14 protein-coding genes and 2 pseudogenes are annotated in these 14,841 nt (G+C 72.1%); 6 read left to right on the top strand and 10 right to left on the bottom strand.

Annotated elements, in window-relative coordinates:
- Window positions 1–47: 47 nt before the first annotated feature.
- Window positions 48–358: pseudogene (locus tag ACIRPK_RS07625) on the top strand (transposase); the annotation flags it as partial.
- A 104-nt stretch (window positions 359–462) separates the two neighbouring features.
- On the opposite strand, the gene ACIRPK_RS07620 reads toward ACIRPK_RS07625, so the two are convergent.
- The 4 genes and pseudogenes from ACIRPK_RS07620 to ACIRPK_RS07605 all read right to left on the bottom strand — a co-directional run.
- Complete coding sequence (locus tag ACIRPK_RS07620; RefSeq protein WP_403034427.1) at window positions 463–2,004, bottom strand: Dyp-type peroxidase; 1,542 nt, start codon at window positions 2,002–2,004, stop codon at window positions 463–465.
- A 70-nt stretch (window positions 2,005–2,074) separates the two neighbouring features.
- The gene (locus ACIRPK_RS07615) at window positions 2,075–3,982 is read right to left on the bottom strand and encodes a galactose oxidase-like domain-containing protein (RefSeq protein WP_403034424.1); all 1,908 of its coding nucleotides are present in this window, start codon (window positions 3,980–3,982) and stop codon (window positions 2,075–2,077) included.
- 142 nt (window positions 3,983–4,124) lie between these two features.
- The gene (locus tag ACIRPK_RS07610; protein ID WP_403034421.1) at window positions 4,125–4,877 is read right to left on the bottom strand and encodes a hypothetical protein; all 753 of its coding nucleotides are present in this window, start codon (window positions 4,875–4,877) and stop codon (window positions 4,125–4,127) included.
- A 522-nt stretch (window positions 4,878–5,399) separates the two neighbouring features.
- Window positions 5,400–5,882 (bottom strand): annotated as a pseudogene (locus tag ACIRPK_RS07605) (IS5/IS1182 family transposase); the annotation flags it as partial.
- 142 nt (window positions 5,883–6,024) lie between these two features.
- Here ACIRPK_RS07605 and ACIRPK_RS07600 point away from each other — a divergent pair.
- Window positions 6,025–6,897, top strand: coding sequence for a maleylpyruvate isomerase N-terminal domain-containing protein (locus tag ACIRPK_RS07600; RefSeq protein ID WP_403034418.1), 873 nt, complete (start codon window positions 6,025–6,027; stop codon window positions 6,895–6,897).
- Between the two features lie 404 nt (window positions 6,898–7,301).
- Here the strand turns inward: ACIRPK_RS07600 and ACIRPK_RS07595 are convergent, their stop codons facing one another.
- The 6 genes from ACIRPK_RS07595 to ACIRPK_RS07570 all read right to left on the bottom strand — a co-directional run bounded on the left by ACIRPK_RS07595 (window position 7,302) and on the right by ACIRPK_RS07570 (window position 11,148).
- Window positions 7,302–7,511 carry a DUF6243 family protein gene (locus ACIRPK_RS07595; RefSeq protein ID WP_403034415.1) on the bottom strand — a complete coding sequence of 70 codons (210 nt, stop codon included), beginning with the start codon at window positions 7,509–7,511 and terminating at the stop codon, window positions 7,302–7,304.
- A gap of 206 nt (window positions 7,512–7,717) precedes the next feature.
- Window positions 7,718–8,269 (bottom strand): GNAT family N-acetyltransferase, encoded by a 552-nt coding sequence (locus tag ACIRPK_RS07590; RefSeq protein WP_403034412.1) that lies wholly within the window; start codon window positions 8,267–8,269, stop codon window positions 7,718–7,720.
- Between the two features lie 83 nt (window positions 8,270–8,352).
- Window positions 8,353–8,733 carry a hypothetical protein gene (locus ACIRPK_RS07585; RefSeq protein ID WP_403034409.1) on the bottom strand — a complete coding sequence of 127 codons (381 nt, stop codon included), beginning with the start codon at window positions 8,731–8,733 and terminating at the stop codon, window positions 8,353–8,355.
- Window positions 8,734–8,767: 34 nt separating this feature from the next.
- Window positions 8,768–9,211 carry a protease inhibitor I42 family protein gene (locus ACIRPK_RS07580; RefSeq protein WP_403034406.1) on the bottom strand — a complete coding sequence of 148 codons (444 nt, stop codon included), beginning with the start codon at window positions 9,209–9,211 and terminating at the stop codon, window positions 8,768–8,770.
- 10 nt (window positions 9,212–9,221) lie between these two features.
- Window positions 9,222–10,784 carry a peptidoglycan-binding protein gene (locus tag ACIRPK_RS07575; protein ID WP_403034403.1) on the bottom strand — a complete coding sequence of 521 codons (1,563 nt, stop codon included), beginning with the start codon at window positions 10,782–10,784 and terminating at the stop codon, window positions 9,222–9,224.
- A gap of 31 nt (window positions 10,785–10,815) precedes the next feature.
- Window positions 10,816–11,148 carry a hypothetical protein gene (locus tag ACIRPK_RS07570; protein ID WP_403034400.1) on the bottom strand — a complete coding sequence of 111 codons (333 nt, stop codon included), beginning with the start codon at window positions 11,146–11,148 and terminating at the stop codon, window positions 10,816–10,818.
- Between the two features lie 427 nt (window positions 11,149–11,575).
- On the opposite strand from ACIRPK_RS07570, the gene ACIRPK_RS07565 reads away from it, so the two are divergent.
- From ACIRPK_RS07565 to ACIRPK_RS07550, 4 genes are all read left to right on the top strand, one after another.
- Window positions 11,576–12,331, top strand: a complete 756-nt coding sequence (locus tag ACIRPK_RS07565) for a helix-turn-helix domain-containing protein (RefSeq protein ID WP_403034397.1) — start codon at window positions 11,576–11,578, stop codon at window positions 12,329–12,331.
- 157 nt (window positions 12,332–12,488) lie between these two features.
- Window positions 12,489–12,842: a hypothetical protein gene (locus ACIRPK_RS07560; RefSeq protein WP_403034394.1), complete on the top strand. Its 354-nt coding sequence runs from the start codon at window positions 12,489–12,491 to the stop codon at window positions 12,840–12,842.
- 267 nt (window positions 12,843–13,109) lie between these two features.
- Window positions 13,110–13,802, top strand: a complete 693-nt coding sequence (locus ACIRPK_RS07555) for an SDR family oxidoreductase (RefSeq protein ID WP_403034391.1) — start codon at window positions 13,110–13,112, stop codon at window positions 13,800–13,802.
- 149 nt (window positions 13,803–13,951) lie between these two features.
- On the top strand, window positions 13,952–14,758 hold the full coding sequence (locus ACIRPK_RS07550) for a class I SAM-dependent DNA methyltransferase (protein WP_403034389.1): 807 nt from the start codon (window positions 13,952–13,954) through the stop codon (window positions 14,756–14,758).
- Window positions 14,759–14,841 lie beyond the last annotated feature (83 nt).

Here is a 14,841-nt window from a genome sequence, read left to right as displayed (position 1 = left end):
CCTGCCGACGCTGTGGCGTCAGCCGGCGGAAGCCGCACCCCAGCGACCTGTCCGGCGCCCGACGGGCGCTGATCGAGCCGGGGCTCACGGCCTGGAGGAAGCCCGACTCGACCGCGGGCCCACCGGCAGACCCGCCCAGGTCGAACTGCGCGACGTCTTCAACGCGATCCTCTACACATCAACCGCACCGGAATCCCCTGGCAGAACCTCCCGCACGACCTCCCCAACCACGTCGCGCCACGCCTGCTACGCGGCCTGGCGCGACGTGGGCGTGTTCGCGGAACTCAACCACGACCTGACCTGCTTGGCCCGCATGAAACGGGGGCGCAGGCCCGAACCGACCGCGTCCGTCATTGAGCTGTACGGACCCGGCCCGGGACCGTGTCGTGTCCGGGCCGGGCTGCTTGTTGCGTTTAGCGGGCGGATACCGCCCTGGCCCGGAGGGTGGGGCGATCGCGGCCCTCACGGTTCGATCGGGGTGCGGTCCAGGGTGCCGGTGGCGAGAGCGCGCAGGGTGGGGAGGGACGGGGTGAAGGCGTAGAGCGCGCCCTCGGTGCGGACGAAGGGAGTGAAGTAGAGGCGGTGCGGGCGGGGTGTGCCGCCGGGGGTCGGGGGAGGGGGCTCGAAGGCGAGGTCGGCGGCCGGTCCGAGCAGTGGGTCGGTGCCGGGGCGGGGGGTGCGGCCGGGTGGGAAGTCGGGGGTCCCGGTCCAGGCGCGCTGCACGAACTCGAACTGGTCGACCAGGTCGGCCTGGTAGCTGAGGAAGAGCATGCCGCGCTCGGCTGCGGCGGACGCCGGCTCGTAGCGGGGCCCGTAGGGCAGGCCGCGGCGGAGCATTCGGTGACCGTCGAGCTGGTCGGCCGGCAGCGGGCGGGTGCCCGGGCACAGGACCAGGCCGTCGCGCGGGTTGGTCTTGCGCAGGTGGGACCAGAGCGGAGTGATGATCCCGTCGGGGTCGTCGGCGAAGCTGATCGGTTCGGTCGATGCTGCGCCGGGGCCCGGGTCGGCGTCGGGTGAGGCGGTGAGCGGGGCACCGGAGGGCCAGCGGCCGATCAGTCGGGCGCCGAGCCAGCTGCGGTCTGCGCCGGGCGGGACCGCGCCGGCCTTGTGCAGCGCGGCGAGTTGGGCGTCGAGCTGGGCTTGCCAGCCGGGCACGTCCTGGGCAAGGCGGCGGACCACCAGGAAGGCACCGTCCCGGGCCCAGGCGGGCAGCCCGGCCGGTCGGTCGCGTGCTCGCCCGTGGCCGACGACGAACTCGCCGGCCGGCAGTGGCCGCCGGTCGGGGCGCTCCGGGTCGGGCGGGTCGAAGCCGGCCACGGCGGGCTGGCTGATCCCGTCGCGGAAGCCGAAGTGCTCGGTGCCGGCGTGTGCGCCGGGGAGGGCGGCCGCCGCCTGTTCGCCGCTGACCGTGATGCCCGCGCGGGCGGCGGTTGCCCGCTGCTCGTCCACGGCTGCGGCGAGTCGGCCGGGGTGGTCGGCGGCGAGGGTGAGCACGGCGTGCACGGGCGGTTGGGCCGGGCCGCCGAACCGCCAGTGCTCGGGTGCGGCCGGGCCGGTGTCGCCGAGCAGCGCGGCGCGGGCCGCCGCGCCCTGGCGGAAGGCGGTGGCGCAGCTGTCGGCGGGGGCGGCGGGCAGCGGCTCGCGGTCGGCCAGTAGGGCGAGGCCGGGGTGGGTGAGGGAGAGTCCGGTCCACAGCAGGCTCATCGCGTTCGCGGAGTCGCCCGGGGAACTGGACGTGACCTGCCGGGTGGTCGCCAGCTGGGGGAGAAGACGGTCGAGCCAGGCGAGGGCGGCGTCGCGCCGGCCGAAGGTCAGCAGGAGCAGGTGGCGCTGCCGGCAGTCGAAGTCGGCGAGGATGTCGCCCTGGATGCGGTCGTCCGTGCGCAGTGGGAGCGCCTGTGGAGCGAGGGCCGCCGCCGGGGCACCGAGGGCCGGAGCGGCGACGGCTGCCGCCGCTCCGGCCAGGAGGGTGCGGCGGCGCAGCGCGGGAGTGGGCGGGTTCACTGGTGGGCCGAACCTCCAGGCGTGGGCGGGGTGGGGGGAAGAGAGAGCCGGTGGCGCACCCGGTGCCCTGTCAGTGCAGGACGGTCCCGTCGTTGGGGGCGGCTGGGCCGAGTTGGACCCACTGGGCGGTGCTGGGGACCCCGCTGGCGTCGAGGAGGAAGAGCATGTACCAGCCCGGGATCGCGGCCGCCGCGCCGGGCGGGGCCTGCAGGGTGAGGGTGTTCCCCTCCCTGGCCTTGATCCGCAGTTCGAGGTGGCGCTGGCTGGTGTTGACGGAGTGGGTGGCGGTGGTGGGGGAGAGCAGCACGGCCCGCCGGACCTGGTCGGGGGTGGAGGTGGTGACGGTGAACCTGGAGTCGTACGGCAGCGGTCGCTGCGGCACCTGGTCGAGGGCCGGCCTGGGCCCCTGGTGCAGGTAGGCGGGCTCGTAGATCTCGATGGTGCCGTTCATGTCGCTGGTAATGTCGGGGTTGTTGGCGAGTTGCTGGAGTTCGTCGCCGGTGACCAGGACGCGGCCGTCCGGCATCACCACGGCGTTGGAGTGGTAGCCGCGGGGCAGCCGCTGGACCGGCCCGGGGTGCCAGCTGCCCTGGGCGTCACGCAGCTCGGTGCGGCGGTACTTGAGGTCGGCGTTGGGGTTGTACGGGCCGTTGCCGTAGTCGCGGATGTCGTAGGCGCCGTTGACGGTGAACAGGGTGCCGTCGGGCAGGACCAGGGTGTCGTCCTGGGTGCGGCCGATGGCGCGCGGCTGCTCCGTGGTCCACTTGCCGCCGGCGAACTTGTAGGTGTGGGGGTTGTCCCGGTCGCCGCCGAGGATCAGCGCCGAGTCCGGGCCCTCCCAGCCGCCGGGCAGGGGAACCGCCGAGCCGTAGCTGCGGGTGGCGCCGTCCGGGCGGGGCGGCAGGTCGGCACGGGTCTCGGCGACGGGGTCGAAGACCCACTGCTCGGCAGGCTGGCGTCCGAAGGCGTAGATCTGGCCGTCCCGCAGGGCGAAGAGCTGCGGGTAGTCCCTGGTGAAGGGGGCGTCGGCCTTGAAGCGGCCCAGCGGCTGGTTGGCGGGGCGGTCGGTCTTGGCGAACGGTACCGGCCGGTTCAGCGCCGGGAACCGCTCGACGATCGGGGTCGGGGTGCCCCAGCCGAGCTCGGACTGCCCGGACATGATGAGCTGCCGTCCGTCCGGCCCGGTGACCACCGAGGGGTACCAGCGGCCGGTGGCCATGTCCTGGTTCTGCGTCCAGGTTTCCGACCAGGGGTCGAAGAGCAGGGCAAGCTTGGCGCCGCTGCCACCGTTGCCGCCCAGGTTGCCGCCGTAGACGCCGAGCATGCCGTTGGGCAGGAAGGAGTGGCCGGAGCAGAAGAAGGGTGCGGGCCTGGGCTGGTTGAGCCCGTCGGGCATCACGACGGTGGGCGGGGAGACCTTCTTGAACGCCTCCGGGCCGGTGCCCTTGTGCGGGTCCCAGAGGAAGGCGCGGCCGGCGTTCTCGGCGCCGATCACGTCGGTCGGGGCGGGCTCCTTCTGCGGGTTGGTCTCGATCCGTTCGAAGGAGAAGAGCAGTACCTTGCCGGTGGGCAGCATGGCGATGTGGGCGGCGAAGTCCGGGGAGGGGAAGTACTCCTTGAACGCGCCGACGGTCGCCGGGTCCAGGGCGGAGTTGAGCTGTGTCTGGGAGTCGGTGAGCGCCTTGAGCCGGGCGGTGCGGGTGGACTGCGGGTACTCCCCGGCCGCGCGCAGGCCGAGCCGGGTCCGGGCGTGCTCATCGGCGTGTTCCTGCCCGAGGGCCTTCACCTCCTCGGGGCTGACCTCGGCCCGGACCTGCTCGGGGGTGACGGCGGGCAGGTCGAGGGCGCGCTGCGGCTCCTCTCCGGACGGGCCACCCTGGTGGTCGTGCAAGGCGACGGCGAGGGCCGGGACGGGGAAGGCGAGAGCGGGGGCCAGCAGGCAGGCGGCCAGCAGGTACGGGAATCGCTGACGGGACATCAGTCTCCTCTGTGCTGAGTACGTGGCAGGGCGGTTGCCGCCGGACGGCGGGCGGTTGCGGGGGCGCCGGAGTCGGTCTCGGACCGTCGTGCGGTGCTGTCGCGCCGGGCAGCGGGCGGGTGACGGCCGCGCCGACGCCGTGTCAGCGCAGCGGGGCAACACCGTTCATGTGGGCGAGCGCCTCCCGGATGGGAGTGGGATCCACGTGGACGCCGGCGCCGAAGGGATGGTTCAGCTGCATCACCAGCCAGATCCCGAAGGCGAACAGTCCCGAGACCACGCCGATCCCGACCGACCCCCGGCGCCCCCTGGGCCAGCCCATCAGGACCAGGAAGAGGACGGTGAGGAAGGCGGTGCCGACCAGGGTCAGGATGAGGATGCGCGGCACGCCCTCGCTGGCGGCGGCATTCCGGGCGCGGCGCCCGGCGAGAACCGCGCGCATCGCGTCGTGCAGGTCCGTCGCCGTGTGGGCGGGTGCCCCGGCGAGCTCCTGGTCGACCCTGGCGCCGAGGGCGTATGCCGCCTCCCGGGTGCGGGGCTCCGTGTGGCCCTCCCGCAGTTTCGGCCACTCCCGCACGATCACGCCCTCGGTGTAGTCCCGGGTCATCCGCTGGAGGTCGGTGCGGGCGGGGTCGGGGAGGGTGCCGGCGGCGAGGTAGAGGTCGGTGAGCGCGCCGGCCTCGACGTAGGCGTCATGGCGGGCGGTGTTGATGCTGTTGGTGGCGGTGACGGTCAGGAAGGCAACGGTGAAGATGAAGAAGGAGGCCACCGCGCCGACCGCCGTGCCCACTGCCGGACCGGGGTCCGGTGCCTTCCCCTGGTGGACCAGCCGGTGGCCCAGCCAACTGGCGCCCGTCCCGAAGGCGGCCGCCGTCAGCACCAGCACGATCACCACGGTCGGCCCTCTGCGGTCCGCTTACGGGTGACCGGCGCCGTTTCGTCGACTGTCGATTGATCGTCCATGTCCCCAATTTCACAGAGGATTGGAGCCTGGTCGGCTGTGGCAGGGCCAGATGTCCTATCCGGGTACCCCGGGAGGCTGGCGGCCGGTTGTCGGCCGAAACCCGTGCCGAGGGCAGTCGCCCGGTCGGTGAGCAGTGGTGTGCGGCCCTCCGGGCCGAAGCCGAAGGCGGTTTCGGCACACGATCTGTCGCCTCGCTGCTCATGGGCAGTGAGGCGACAGATCGTCACGGCCCCTTCTGTACGTGCCTTGCCAGGCTCCCGCATTCCGGGTCCGATCGAGAAGCACTGCTCCCGGTTCACGGCTTGGCCGGTCTTGTGGGGGAGGCGACGGGCTGGGCCTCCCCCTGCCTGGTGGACACGCCGATACTGGATCGCGCTTGATCCGAGGGAGGCGCGACACCGCCGATGGCGATGAGGGACTACTCGGATCGACCGGCAAATGGATCACTTGAGGCGTCGGGTGGCTGTCCCAGCGGTACCGGTTCGTTGCCTTGCGGATCAGCATGCGGAGGGTGACGAGGGCGGCGGCGGGGTGAAGGTGGAAGTCCACGACCTCACCGTTTCTGTCGGTGCAGCGTCGGAGCTTGCCGTGGTCGTTCATCCACGAGTGGGTTCGCTCGACAACCCAGCGTCTGCTGGCCTGGATCGGAGCGGGTATGCCCTCGCGCGCAATCTGGACCGTGAACCCCAACTCGGCAGTCAACGCACGGGAATTGGCGCTGTCGTAGCCTCGGTCGAGGTTGACGGCCTCTGGCAGCATGCCGACCTGCGCGTTGGCGGCCTGAAGGATTGGCCCGAGCAGCGGCGGGTCGTGGCGGTTGGCCCCGGCGGAGACGATCCCGAGCGGAACGCCGCAGGCAGCTGAGGCGACGGAGCGTTTCAGTCCCTGCTTGCCTCGGTCGACGGGCGGGCGTCCGGCCTTCGCACCGCCGGACGGTTCGGTAGGTGCAGAGAGCACCATCAGTGGGGCGTGCGCCCGTGTCAGCGCGGCATCAACGCCGCGTCAACGACGCATCGCAGACTAACGAAGCAGCCGCACGAAGCGATTGCCCCCACCCCCTTCCGAAGGGAACCCCCCTGTGTCAGCACCACGACCCGATTACCGACGGCTGTCCGACGGGATCGCCGAGGAGGCCAACCTCCTCGTGCGGGCCCTGGAGACCGTCGAGCTGGACCGTCCGTCCCCCACCTGCCCCGGGTGGACCGCGGGCCACCTCGCCGAGCACCTCCACCAGGCGTTGGCCTGGGGCACCATGCTGGTGGAGGTCCGGGCACCGCAGTTCATCCCGCCGACCGGCGCGGCGGAGGGCGCCGGTCAGGGCGAGACGGACTGGACGGACGCCGTCAACGACCTGGCCCTGGGCTCGCCCGCGCAGTTCGGCGACGAGGACGGCCGGGACAAGCTCACTGCCTGGCTGATCGACGGGGCCGAACGGTTCGTCGCCGCGCTGCGCGACAGTGGCCCGCACGCGCCGGTCTGGACCACGTTCGGCCCGCACGAGACCGCCTTCTGGGCCCGGTGGGGCGCGATGGAGGTCGCCGTCCACCGGGCCGACGTCGAACTGCTCGCCGGACGGGAGTTCCAGCTGTCCGCCGACCTCTCCTACGACGCCGTCGACTTCTGGCTCGCGGCGCTGAGCGACCCGGCAACCGTCCCGTTCTACGACCCCAAGGTGACCAACCTGCGCGGCGCAGGCGAGACACTGCTCTTCCGCGCCACCGACGCACCGCCGGATGCGCCGTCGGCCTGGCTCGTCACCCGCACCCCGGACGGGCCGCGGGCCGAGACCGACCCGGTCGCCACCGCCGGATCCGCCGACGTCGTCGTCACCGGTGGCTGCGCGGACCTGGTCCTGCTCCTCAAGCGCCGCCTCCCCGCCACCGACCCGGCCATCACGGTCACCGGCGAGAGTGCCCTGCTCACCCACTGGCTGGCCAACGCCCTGACCTGAGCCCGACCCCGCACATCTCTCCGCACAAGCGCACCACCCCCGGCGTGCGCACCGCGGCCCGCTTCGGAGTCCTGTTCCCGGACAGTCCCGCTCCGGGGCGGGCCGCCTGCCCGCCCACCCGCTCAGCTTGAGTTCAGTCCGGTACGGCGTGGTTTGGTGCCGGCGACCGGGGCCCGGCCAGGCGGCCGGGGCCACTGTGGGACGTGACCATCACGGTCACAGCGGCTTGCGGTCGCCGCCGCCGGGCAGGTGGTCGACCCTCGATGCCTTCGATGACCGAGTGCCGGATCTGCACGTACAGACCGAAGAGCGCCCGCGCCGAGGGCCGAGCGGGGCCGACCGCGCCGGGGACGGCAGCAAGGCCCGCCCCCGTGCGGCGCCCGCGCCCTGCGAGCGGCAGCGCGTCAGGTCTGAGCGGTGTCGTCACCCGCCTGCTCGGCGCCCTCAGCTGCGCCTTCCTTCTCGCGCATCTTGCGTACCAGCTCCGCCTTCTGGTCGGCCGCACCCTGGCGGTCGAGGTTGCGATGCGGACCGTTGTTCTGCCGTTCGGTGCGGGACAGCCGCTTCCGCTGGCCACCGCCCATGCCCACGGGGTTGTTGATGTTCTTGCTCACAGAGGCAGCCTAGCCCGCTCAGGGGAAGGACCGGTCGTCGGTGCCCCGGTAGTCGGGCACCGAGGTTCTCGCTTCCTCCGGGTCAAGCAGATCCCGTATCAGCGTGTCCACCCGTCAGGGGCACCACGGACGGTCCCGGCTTCGTCTGCCTCTGCCCAGGCCGTCAACGCGCTCGTTCATGATTCGGCCTGGACACCGGCGCACCTTCAGCCGCGGAGGAGGGCAAGCTCGTTGTCGTTGCACGTGGGCTGTCCGGCGACGGGGACCGAGTGGCCGGTGCGCTTGAATCCGACCTTGCCGTACATCGCCTCCGCTCGGGTGTTGTCCTCGTGCACGAAGAGCCGGACGCGCTCGACCGGCGGCTCGGTCAGTGACCAGGACCAGTCCAAGGCGGCTTGGAAGAGTTCTTCCGCCAGCCCGGTGCCGCGCGTCTCGGGTCGGACGAAGACGCCCACAATGTGGGTCTGCGGCACCCCGGGGACGTCGCCGAAGAACGTCTCGACGCCGTGCCGTTCGACGAGCACGGAGACCGTGCCGAGCCAGTGCCCGTCCGAAGCCTCCGCGACGAACTGCCGGGCGGTCCTCCCTTCGGCGGCTCCGGCCGCACGGTCCTGCCAGAACTCGTCGGGAAGGGCGGCGGCCTGCTCGTAGGTGTCGAGGAACGCGAGATGTGCGACCGGATCCCGCAACGCGTCCAGCCGCAACGCCTTGATCTTGGTCCAGTCTTCCTGCCGTACGGACCTGATGGTGTGCTTCATCCGCCGATTTTCGCATCCGCCCTGGTACCGGCCACAACTGGATTCCCTCGACCACCGGCCTGCCACGAGTCGCCTGTCCGGCGTCAGGCGGTTCGCCGGCGCATGGCGAGGAGTTCGGCGACGGCGTCCAGCCAGCGGGCGAGGACCTCGTCGTCGTCGACGCCGGCGGTGACGGTCGCGGCGGTGTCGAGCCACTCCTGGACCAGGCGGGTGGGCTCGGGGCCGGGGAGGGGCTCGGCGAGGTCGGCGGCGTAGCGGGTACCGCCGGCCCGGACCACCTCGGCGAGGTAGCCGAGGGAGCGCGGCACGACGTGGAGCCGGTCGACGGCGACGGCGGCCGCGACGGCTCCTTCGCCGAACAGCGCGGCCCGTCGTGCGCCGCCCGCCGAGAGGCCGTAGCGGAGCAGCGCGGGGATGTCGAGCTCGGCCAGGTCGTCGTCGGTGCGTTGCCGGTGCGTGTTCACGAGCACCTCGCTCTCAGGAGGGTGGGGGCGGAGCTCACCGGACGGTGAGGGTGTAGCTGAGGTGCTGGACGTCCTGCTCCTGCCCGGGGCGGATCTCGCCGTTCGTGCAGCTGGTCGGAAGGCAGCGGCGGAGCGCGATCCTGGTCTGCCCGGCGGCCTCGGCGCGGAAGGTGAGATCGCGGGTGCCGCCGGCGCCGGCCTTGCCCTCGCCGCCGGCCGAGGGCTGGTAGCGACTGTCCTGGAAGCGGGCGACGGCCGGGTCGGGCTGCGGGTCCTCCACGATCCAGGTCATCCCGGTGGAGGGGTTGTCCTCGACCCGGATGGAGAACCGTGCCCCGGCGGCGACCTCGATCGTCGGCCGGTCGGCGGCGAAGACCTTGCCCCGGTCGGGCTCGGCGGGCCCGGCGTCCCCGCAGCCGGTGGCGAGCATGAGCACCGCCGTCAGGGCCGGGACGGCGTGCAGGGGGCGGGGTGCCATGTTCGGGGCCTCAGTTCGGGAGTTGGACGCCGTAGGCGTTGGGCAGGCGGTTGTCGGACGCCGCGCCCATGTGGCTGTTGACGAAGTCGTCCTCGCTGACCCAGGTGGTGGTGCCCCACGGATTGTAGATCTGCAGCATGCCGCCCTCCTGGCCGATGATCATCATCTGGTGGGCGGCGTCCTTCCCGTTGACGACGATGGGCACCGGCTTGCCCTCGGCGACGGCCTTCTCGATGCCGGGCAGGATCGCCCGCCGGTCGTCCGGGTTCTCCAGGTGCTTGTACTCGTACTGCGCACCGGTGTGCGGGCTGATCTCCGCTCCGGCGATCTTCTTCTGCCCGTCCTCGCCCATCCCGCCCCAGTTGGCCCCGCCGTCGCCCTCGGTGTGCACCCGGTGCTGCTCGTCCAGCAGGCGCCGGCGGAACGCGTCGGGGTCGTCGTCGGTGCCGGTCGGGCCGCCGGTGAGTTCCAGGGCGTACAGCGGGTCGACCATGGCCCGGGCGGTGATGGTGGACGACGCCACGCAGGTCCCCTCGCCGGCGGCCTGAGCCCACGGCCGCCCCCCGTACCGGACGTCGTCGGTGTTCTTGTTGGAGCCGTTGTCGTTGCTGCCGCCGCTGCCGGTGTCCTCGTCCTCGGTGCGGACGGGCGTGAGGTGCTCCCGCAGCCAGTGCGGGTCCTTGCCGTGGATCTTCGCCTGGAACTCCCGGATCTGGCCCATGTCGTGACCCGACGCCAGAGCCTTCATCAGGTAGGCACGCTCCTGCGGGGACTTGGACTCGGCGAGCAGCTTCTGGAAGTCCGCCTGGTCCTTGTCGCTCAGCTTCTCCAGGAACTCGCCCGAGCGCTTGAGGTCGTTGGCCGACAGCAGCTCGTTGAACTCCGCCGGGCCGTCGGCCCCGGAGGCGTCGGCCAGCACCAGCTTGTCGGCGGCCGAGACCTCGTCCGTGTCCATCCGCCCGGCCCGGGCCTCGGACGCCAGCTTGTTGAGATCCCGGGCCGCGGCGCGGGCGGCGTCGTCGGCGATCTCGGCGCCCTGGATCAGGACGCGCGTCGCGTTCCGGGCCATCTCCTGAGCCCGCTTGCGCTCGGCCTCCTCGGCGTCCTTCTCGATCAGGTTGTCGAACCAGCCGTCCTCGTCCCCGAGGAGGTTCAGCGCCTGCTCCAGCTCCGGGCGGCCCTGCCGGTCGAGTTGCTGCGCGCGGTGCAGCTCGTCAGCGAGCGTCAGCAGTATCAGGCCGCCCTGGTGGAAGGCGGTGGTCATCTGGTCGGCGGCCCGGGCGGCTGCGCCGACCACCTCGCTCGCCTTGGCACCGGTGGTACCGGTCCAGACGTCGGGCAGCCCGTCCCTGGCGACCCGCTCGACGGTGCTGTGCACTTCCTCGGAGTCGGCCGTGGCCCGCCGGTAGCGGTTCCCCGTCGCCTCGATGGTGCCCGGGTCGCCGGCCGGGGCGGGCACCGCGAGGGTGCTCCTGATCGCGGAGATCAGCCCGTTCTTATCGCCCGCGCCGTCGATGTCGCGCAAGCGCTCGTGAAGGGCCACGCGCCGCTGGGTGGTGGAACCGCCTGCCATGACTGTGCTCCTGTTGCCGGGGTGGTTCGGTTCAGCCGAAGGGCCGGTAGTCGCCGCTGCCCACGGTGGACAGGTCGGTGACCACCCCGTGCTCGCCCGCGCGGTAGCTCGCGTTCGACACGCGGATCCGGCCCGCGAGTTCGTGCAGGGCGCTCTGCAGGTTCTGGGTCTCGGCCTGCCACGCGGCGGCGAAGTTGGTGTACGCCGCGCCGGAGTCGTCGCCGCCGAAGACGTCGGTGGCCTGACAGCTCCCGTCCGCGACCGCCGAGCGGATCCGTCCGACCTCGTCGGCGGCGTCGTCCAGGCGCTTGGCCTGCGCTTCCACACCTTCGTGCTTGACCGTGTACCCGGACGCACCCGGCATGCCCACCCCCAGCTCATCGGCCCGGCCGCTGCGGACCGGACCACTTGACCGACGCCGCTCCCCGGCGCGCGCGGGTGGCTCACCCTAACGCAGCGCTGTCGTGCCGTCAGCGTCCGCCTGGCCGGGGCCAGGCGAGGTCGCGGCGTCCCTTCTCCGGGCGGCCGACCTCGGCGGACGGGCTCGGCGGCCATCGGCTCCCACCCGGGGACGTGCTCGAACGACCGGGTACTGCCTGCCGGATCGGTCGGTTGGGTGGAGCTTGCGGAGATTTCGAATTCGGGGTGCGATGGGCGCCATGACCATACTTGACGGAAGCCTGACAATTTTGCGAGGGGTCCTGCCCGACGGAGGATCGTGGCAGACGGCACACGCCCTCCGGTATCGCGGGTACCGGCTCGACCTGCGTCAAGGACGGCGACGGCTGGAGGTGCCGACCGACGTGGTCACCCTGGTGATCGGCCTCTCCGAGCCGTTGCGGCTCACCGATGCGATCGACGACCGGGCGGTGCTCCAGGCCGCCTCTCCCGTCGGCGGGCTGCGGCGCACGGCCACCGTCGCGGAACACCAGGGCCGACTGGAAGGGGTGTCCGTCTCGCTGCACCCGGCCGAGGCGCACCGGCTCTTCGGCCCGGTCCTGAGCGAAGCGGAACACCACTGGGCAGACCTGCCCGACCTCCTCGGGCGCGCCGCACGGCAGTTGGCCGAGCAGATTGCCGAACAGCCGGACTGGGCCCAACGGTTCCGCCTGCTCGACGATTTCCTCACCCCCCGCATCGCCCAGGGGCCCCGATGGCCGGCCGAGGTCTCCTGGGCCTTCGCCGAACTGCGCCGCAGCGGCGGCACCGCCCCGGTCCGCGACCTCGTCCACGGGACGGGTTGGAGCCGGCGTCGGCTCGAGACCAGGTTCCGCGAAGCCGTCGGGCTCGCACCCAAGCAGACCGGTCAGGTCCTCCGGCTCCAACGGGCCCTGTCCTACCACCAGCGCACCACCGGCAGTTGGGCGGAGGCCGCGGCCGTCAGCGGCTTCTACGACCAGGCACACCTGAGCAACACCTTCCGGGCGACGACGGGCTGCTCGCCCGCCGAGTTCATCGGCCACCGCACAGCCGCCGAACCCACCGCCGAGCCGGCCGACCGCGTACCCGACCTGGTGACCAGTGCCGTTCTCCGGCAGCCGAGTTGAGGTAAGCGGTGGTGCGCATTCCTACAAGACTCCCGTGCCATCGCCGAGCGAAGGTCGTTCCCAGGCGGTCGAGCACGCCCGTGGCCCGCAGGGGAGGCCACCGGACCTGTCCCGCCGCCTGCCGACGAGATCCTCCACCACCAGAAGGAGACCCATCATGCGCAGGACCGGGAAGCTCGCCCTCGCCACCGTACTGACGGGCGCGGCACTGTTCGCCGCCGTCGGCCCCGCCGCCGCGTCGGCCACCTCCGTCACCGGCGCCTACGCCTACTACGACCCGAGCCGCAACAACTTCGGGTTGCAGGACAACAAGGCCGACGGCAACGGCGTCTTCATCGAGTACTGGATCGACGGCGTCAAGCAGAGCCGCATCGTCAACTACAACGGCAACGGCACGTGGCGCGACTTCGTCGTCACCACCGGCGAGGGCCATTCGCTCCAGTGGAAGGTGTGCGTGGACATCTCCTTCGCCCAGGACCGCTGCTCCAGCTTGATCTACGACGTCGTCTGACGATCGCCCCAGGAACGCCGAGCCTTGCGGGTCCGAGCCTGCGGTCCGGCCGGAGGCACCGCAGCAGGACCGGGCCCGGAGGCCGCCACCCGACCGGGGTGGCGGCCTCCGGGCCCCGGTGGTACGCGTACTCGTCGAAGCGGCGCTGGTTTCGTAAACGGGCCCGGGCGGAGCCGGCGCGGTGCGCCAACCCTGACAGCAGGTCACCCCACGTATAGTGCAGGCGTTTTGGTGAACTGATCACCACGCCGCCGAGGAGGCCGTTGCATGGAGCCCGTCACGCTGATCACTGGTGGATCGACCGGGATCGGTGCCGCCACCGCCCGTACCCTCCTCGAGCAGGGTCACCGGGTGGCGGTCACCGGACGGGACGCGGGCAAGCTGGCCGCCTTCGCCGCTTCGGCCGGAGCGGCCGAGCAGCTGCTGACGATCACCGGCGACGCCGCCGAGGCGGCGGACGTCGCCGCCGCAGTGCGCCGCGTGGTCGAGGTGTGGGGCCGACTGGACAACGTCATCGCCAACGCCGGTTTCTCGCTGCCCGGCAACCTGGAGAACCACGCTCCTGAGGACATGCGCGCCATGGTCCTCACCAACGTGCTGGGCCCGGCCCTGCTGGTACGCGAGACGCTGCCGCAGTTGAGGGCGTCCAAGGGCCGGATCGTGTTCATCGGTTCCGTCGCCGGGGTGCGCAACACGCCCGGCAACCTGTACTCGGTCACCAAGTGGGCTGTACACGCGCTGGCCGAGAACACCCGGCTGCTGGTGGGCAAGGACCGAGTCGGCGTGACCGTCGTCGCCCCGGGAGTGGTGGACACCGCGTTCTGGGCCGAGCGCGGCGGCACCCCTGAGGAGGCGATGACCCCCGAACAGATCGCGGCCACGATCGCCTTCGCGCTCAACCAGCCTGCGGGCGTGGACATCAACCAGATCACCATGCGGCCGACCGGGCAGCTCGGCTGACGCGGGTACGGCGGTCCAAGCGGAACCGGGAGACGCGGGCGGCCCCGCAGCTCGCGTGGAGCCGGGACGGGCAGCACAAGCCAGGCCCCTGCCGGGGTAGGTCGGAATTCCCTTGCGGCGCGGTGCCGGACCGGGCAAGCATGCGCGGAATGAACGTCACTGACGACAGAAGCGCCCCGGACCAGACCGCTCAGTACCGGGGGTTGGCGGTCATGCACTGGGCGGCGTACGACGAACCCGGTTGGGACCACCCGGTCTTCGAGCGGATCATCCGCACCTCGGGAACGCCGGCGCTGGAGATCGGGGTGGGAGCCGGTCGGCTGCAACGCCGTTATCTGGCCGCCGGACTGCCGGTGGAGGGGCTGGACGCGTCGGAGGAGATGCTCGCGGTCTGCCGCGAGCGCGCGGCGGACCAGGGACTCGCGCCGGTTCTGCATGCCCAGCAGGTCCAGGAGTTGGACCTGCCGAATCGCTACCGGACCATCTACATCCCCTGCGGCAGCGTCGCCTGCCTGCCCGACCGGCAGGCCCTGACCGAGGCGTTCCGGCGCTGCCGGGAGCATCTGGAGCCGGGCGGTGTGCTGGCCTTCAACCTCGAACCGATCGACCACGACTACACGAGCGCTGCTGCCATGGCCGAGGACTGGCAACCGCACGTTCGCCTCGATCTGGAGGCCGGCCGAACGCTGCGCGTCGAGCGGCGGGTGCTCGCCGAGGACGCGGTGGAACAGAGCTGGACGGAGGAGCGCCGGTACACGCTGCTGCGCGGCGAGGCCGTGCTGGCAGGCCCGCAAGTCCGCCCGGCGACACTGCACTGGTACCACGCGCACGAGGTCCTGGCCCTGCTCCGACTCGCAGGCTTCACGGCGGTCGAACTCACCGAGACGGACCTGTGCACGCCGTACCGCGGCGCGTACGACCGCGGGCCCGTCATCGTGACGGCCACGACCGCCTGAACGCAGCGCCCTCACTGCGAGATCAACTGCACTCGTACAAGCCACATGTGACGTGTCCTCGTTTCGGGGGAGCCCCGTCTCCG

The sequence above is a fragment of the Kitasatospora sp. NPDC101801 genome, from assembly GCF_044766665.1.
Lineage (GTDB): Bacteria > Actinomycetota > Actinomycetes > Streptomycetales > Streptomycetaceae > Kitasatospora.
Note: the sequence above shows the minus strand (reverse complement) of the source record. Positions and strands in the feature narration are given on the sequence as shown.

What these genes read in the sequence shown, in the direction of transcription:
- ACIRPK_RS07555 (WP_403034391.1), top strand. Translation starts at nt 13,110, where the DNA reads ATGGAGCCCGTCACGCTGATCACTGGTGGATCGACCGGGATCGGTGCC.
- ACIRPK_RS07575 (WP_403034403.1), bottom strand. Translation starts at nt 10,784, where the DNA reads ATGGCAGGCGGTTCCACCACCCAGCGGCGCGTGGCCCTTCACGAGCGC.
- ACIRPK_RS07615 (WP_403034424.1), bottom strand. Translation starts at nt 3,982, where the DNA reads ATGTCCCGTCAGCGATTCCCGTACCTGCTGGCCGCCTGCCTGCTGGCC.
- ACIRPK_RS07550 (WP_403034389.1), top strand. Translation starts at nt 13,952, where the DNA reads ATGAACGTCACTGACGACAGAAGCGCCCCGGACCAGACCGCTCAGTAC.
- ACIRPK_RS07570 (WP_403034400.1), bottom strand. Translation starts at nt 11,148, where the DNA reads ATGCCGGGTGCGTCCGGGTACACGGTCAAGCACGAAGGTGTGGAAGCG.
- ACIRPK_RS07580 (WP_403034406.1), bottom strand. Translation starts at nt 9,211, where the DNA reads ATGGCACCCCGCCCCCTGCACGCCGTCCCGGCCCTGACGGCGGTGCTC.
- ACIRPK_RS07590 (WP_403034412.1), bottom strand. Translation starts at nt 8,269, where the DNA reads ATGAAGCACACCATCAGGTCCGTACGGCAGGAAGACTGGACCAAGATC.
- ACIRPK_RS07560 (WP_403034394.1), top strand. Translation starts at nt 12,489, where the DNA reads ATGCGCAGGACCGGGAAGCTCGCCCTCGCCACCGTACTGACGGGCGCG.